General features: G+C 64.3%; 4 protein-coding genes. 1 reads left to right on the forward strand and 3 read right to left on the reverse strand.

The genetic code is table 11. The features are described 5' to 3' along the window. Together ACY693_RS15375 and uvrD are read right to left on the reverse strand one after the other, a co-directional pair. On the reverse strand, positions 1–685 hold a 685-nt coding region (locus ACY693_RS15375), incomplete at its 3' end, for a TRAP transporter substrate-binding protein (RefSeq protein WP_462322691.1). A gap of 36 nt (positions 686–721) precedes the next feature. Then, positions 722–2,896: a DNA helicase II gene (gene uvrD / locus ACY693_RS15380; RefSeq protein WP_462322692.1), complete on the reverse strand. Its 2,175-nt coding sequence runs from the start codon at positions 2,894–2,896 to the stop codon at positions 722–724. 101 nt (positions 2,897–2,997) lie between these two features. Between uvrD and hemE the strand changes: the two genes are divergently transcribed. Beyond that, positions 2,998–4,062, forward strand: a complete 1,065-nt coding sequence (gene hemE, locus ACY693_RS15385; protein ID WP_462322693.1) for a uroporphyrinogen decarboxylase — start codon at positions 2,998–3,000, stop codon at positions 4,060–4,062. Between the two features lie 194 nt (positions 4,063–4,256). Here hemE and ACY693_RS15390 read toward each other — a convergent pair. Continuing rightward, a partial coding sequence (locus ACY693_RS15390; protein WP_462322694.1) for an SIS domain-containing protein occupies positions 4,257–4,684 on the reverse strand: 428 nt, incomplete at its 5' end.

Genomic DNA, 4,684 nt, shown 5'->3' on the forward strand with positions numbered 1-4,684 from the left:
TGGCCGCCTTGTAGAGGCCGAAGGCGAGGTCGTTGTAGGGGCCCACCCATTCGGTCGCGTCGATGTTTCCAGACTGCAGCGAGGTGAAGATCTCCCCACCTGGTAAGCTGACCGGTGTACCGCCAGCCCGCCGCAGCACCTCGCCACCCAGGCCCGGGATGCGCATCTTGAGCCCCTTGAGGTCTTCCAGCGAGTTGATCTCCTTATTGAACCACCCCCCCATCTGCACACCGGTGTTCGCCGCCGCGGCCGGCACCAGACCAAAACCGGCGTACAGCTCCTTCCAAAGCTCCATGCCGCCGCCATAGTAGAGCCAGCTGTTCATCTCCTGCGCCGTCAGCCCGAAGGGCACGCTGGCAAAGAACTGCGCCGCCTCGCTCTTGCCCTTCCAGTAATAGGCCGCGCCATGGCCCATCTCGGCGGTGCCGCGCGAGACCGCGTCAAAGATCTCAAACGCCGGCACCAGCTCACCGGCGCCATAGACCTTGACCTCAATCCGGCCACCGCTCATCTGACCGATCAGCTCGGCGAGCTTGTTGGCGCCAGTGCCCATGCCCGGGAAATTCTTCGGCCAGGTGGTGACCATCTTCCATTTGTGCTCGGCCTTGGCCACGGCCGGTTTCATTCCAGCGCCCAGCGCGACAGTCGCGGCTCCAGCGCTGGTCAGGAAGGCTCTGCGTTGCATGTCTGGACTCCTCATCTGTTCTTAACGACGCCTCAATCAGTCAGCCGGCTCCAAACGCGCATAATCGAGCACCAGCCACTTGGCACCAGCCGACTCGAAATTGATCTGGATGCGGGCACCAGTGCCGCGGCCCTCGGCATTCAAGACCACGCCAGGGCCGAACTTTGGATGCCGCACACGCTGGCCGAGCCGAAATCCATCCCCTGCATCGGCAGCGCCCAGGCTCGCACCAGCCCCGCCAGCCTGCGGCCGCGAGATGCCACCGCCGCGCACCTCCTCGATCAGCTCGCCTGGTAGCTCGCGCAGAAACCGCGATGGCATCGCGAAATCCTCTCGCCCATGTAACCGGCGGCTCTCAGCATGGGTCAGATAAAGCTGGCGCTTGGCCCGGGTCATACCGACGTAGCAGAGGCGACGCTCTTCCTCGAGCCGAGTCGGATCGCTTGACGACATGCTGTGCGGAAAGAGTCCTTCCTCAACGCCGGTGATGAAGACCAGTGGAAACTCCAGTCCCTTGGCGCTGTGCAAGGTCATCAGCTGCACGCTGTCCTCGAAGCCGTCGGCCTGTGCCTCGCCGGCCTCCAGTGCCGCATGGGCCAGGAAGCTGCCAAGAATGTCGCCGTCGTCATTCGACGCCTCCGCAGCGAAACGCCTCGTCGCTTCGACGAGCTGCTCCAGGTTCTCCAGCCGCTCGATGCCGCGTCCGTCCTTGTTCTTCTCGTAATGCGCTGGCAGCCCGCTCGTCTCGAGCACCTCGGCTACCAGGTCCGGCAGCTCCTGCTCGGCCTCGGCCCGGCTTGCCAACCTTTGGATCAGGTCGATGAACCCCCGCAGCGCACCAGTCGCCCGGGCTGGCAACAGCGCCTGGCTCACCGCCGCGCGTGCCACCTCCCAAAGCGTGCTCCCGTCTGCCCGCGCCTGGGTCCGCAGCAGGTCGACGGTGCGCGGGCCGATGGCGCGCGGCGGCAGATTGACGATACGCTCGAAGGCGGTGTCGTCGGCCGGATTACCGATCAGGCGCAGATAGGCCAGTGCATCCTTGATCTCGGCACGCTCGAAGAAGCGCTGGCCGCCATAGACTCGGTAGGGCAGCCCGGCCTGAATCAAGGCCTCCTCGAACAGCCGCGACTGCGCGGTGGTGCGATAAAGGATCGCGCATTCGCTGCGTGCCAAGCCCTCATCCTGGCTCGCCCGGCGGATGCGCTCAACCACGAAGCGCGCCTCGTCGATCTCATTGAAGGCGGCATAACGGCGGATTGGCTCGCCGGCACCATCCTCGGTCCAGAGGTTCTTGCCAAGACGGCTTGGATTATTGGCGATCAGGGCGTTGGCGGCACCGAGGATGTTACTGGTCGAGCGATAGTTCTGCTCCAGTCGCACGATCTGCGTGTTCGGATAGTCGCGCTGGAAGCTCTGGATATTCTCGACCCGCGCCCCGCGCCAGCCATAGATCGACTGATCGTCATCGCCGACCAGGAACAGATTATCGCGCTCGCCGGCCAGCAGCCGCAGCCAGGCGTATTGGATGGCATTGGTGTCCTGGAACTCGTCGACCAGGATGTGCGCGAAGCGCTCCCGATAATGGTGCAGGATGTCTGGGCGCTCGCGCAGCAGCTCATGCGCGCGCAGCAGCAGCTCGGCGAAGTCGACGCTGCCGGACTTGTCGCAGGCCTCCTGATAGGCGCGATAGACGCGCAGCATCTGTTCTTGAAAGAAATCGCCAGCGGCATCGATATGCTGCGGCCGCCGACCCTCGTCCTTCTGGCTGTTGATAAAGCCCTGCGCCTGTCTCGGCGGCCAACGTGCCTCGTCGAGCTCCAGCGCCTTCAGGGTCCGCTTGACCAGCCGAAACTGATCATCCGAATCCAGGATCTGGAACTGCTGCGGCAATCCCGCATCCTGCCAATGCGCGCGCAGAAACCGGTGGGCTAGCCCGTGGAAGGTACCCACCCACATGCCGCCGACCGGCTCGCCGAGCATCTCCTCGATGCGGCCCTTCATCTCGCGCGCAGCCTTGTTGGTGAAGGTCACCGCAAGGATGCGCCAGGGCCGCACATCTTGGACCTGCAGCAGCCAGGCAATGCGATGCACCAGCACCCGGGTCTTGCCAGAGCCAGCACCAGCCAGCACCAGGCGATTGCCGACATCAGCGGTCACCGCCTCACGCTGGGCCGGGTTCAGGGGGTCGAGGATATGAGAGACATCGTCCATCGCACGATTGTAACCGCTGCCACCCCTGACAGCATCCGAACTGCCGTAGTATCCTGCCCCGCACAACAACGCCCATTCACCACCGCCGCCGGACCCTGCCTGTGACCGAGCTCAAGAACGATACCTTCCTGCGCGCACTGCTGCGCGAGCCCGTCGATTACACCCCTGTCTGGATGATGCGCCAGGCCGGCCGCTATCTGCCCGAGTACCGCGAAACGCGCGCCAAAGCCGGCAGCTTCATGGATCTGTGTCGTTCGCCCGAGCTGGCCTGCGAGGTCACGATCCAACCCCTGGAGCGCTTCCCGCTTGACGCTGCGATCCTGTTCTCGGACATCCTGACCATCCCCGACGCCATGGGCTTGGGTCTCTCGTTCGCTGAAGGTGAAGGCCCGCAGTTCGCGCGTCCGGTGCGCACGGCCGCCGACATCGAGGCCATCGCTGTGCCCGACCCCGAGGACGAGTTGCGCTATGTGATGGATGCCGTCGCGCTGATCCGTAAGGAGCTCGACGGTCGAGTGCCGCTGATCGGCTTCTCCGGGGCACCCTGGACCCTGGCCACCTACATGATCGAGGGTGCCAGCGCGAAGAACTTCGCCCACAGCAAGGCCCTGATGTTCGACCAGCCCAACCTGATGCACAAGCTGCTTGGCAAGGTCGCCGACTCGGTCACCAGCTACCTCAATGCCCAAATCGCCCGCGGCGCCCAGGCCGTGATGGTCTTCGACACCTGGGGCGGCGTGCTCTCGCCATCGGATTTCAGGGAGTTTTCGCTCCGCTACATGGAGCGCATCGTCGAAGGCCTGACCCGCGAGGCCGACGGCCGTCGTGTACCGGTAGTGCTCTTCGCCAAGGGCGCCGGTCAGTGGCTCGACCGCATGGCCGAGACCGGCTGCGACGCCCTCGGCGTCGACTGGACCACGGATCTGGCCGACGCACGCAAACTGGTGCGAGACAAGGTCGCGCTACAAGGCAACCTCGACCCCTGCACCCTCTACGCCTCGCCCGAGCGCATCGAGCGCGAGGTCGGCCGCGTACTGGCCAGCTATGGACGCGGCTCGGGGCATGTCTTCAACCTTGGTCACGGCATCCATCCGGACGTCAATCCGGATCATGCCGCGGCAATGGTCGCGGCCGTGCATGAGCAGAGCCGGCCGTATCACGCCTGAGGACTCAACTCAACCGCTGAAGGCCGTGCCGCCTCGGCATGGCTGTTTATGGTCCAGGTCCTGGGCAAACGATCGCGCGAGGGACAGCTTCTCGAGCGCATAGCGGCACCTGAATAGGCCAACTTGATTCCGAGCGAGGCGTCCGAGCACGATTGGATGTCGCCGTTACGGCTTGGGCTATTGACGGCTGTGCGCTATTCGACAGTCACCGATTTCGCCAGGTTGCGCGGCTGATCCACGTCTGTGCCCTTGAGCACGGCCACATGATAGGCCAGCAGTTGCAGCGGGATGGTAAACACCAGCGGATCGATGAGATCGTCAGTCTCCGGAACACGGATGATGGTCACGCCTGGGTCTTGTTGGAATGCGACCTGATCATCGGCGAAGACGTAGAGTTGGCCGCCGCGCGCGCGAACCTCTTCGAGGTTGGATTTGAGCTTCTCCAGCAGCGCGTTGTTCGGGGCGACAACGACGACAGGCATATCTTCGTCGATCAGCGCCAGCGGGCCGTGCTTGAGCTCACCGGCCGGATAGGCTTCGGCATGGATGTAGGAGATCTCCTTGAGCTTGAGCGCGCCTTCCATCGCGATGGGGTAGGCCTCGCCGCGGCCACGGACCAGGC

The organism is Halochromatium sp. (assembly GCF_054919635.1).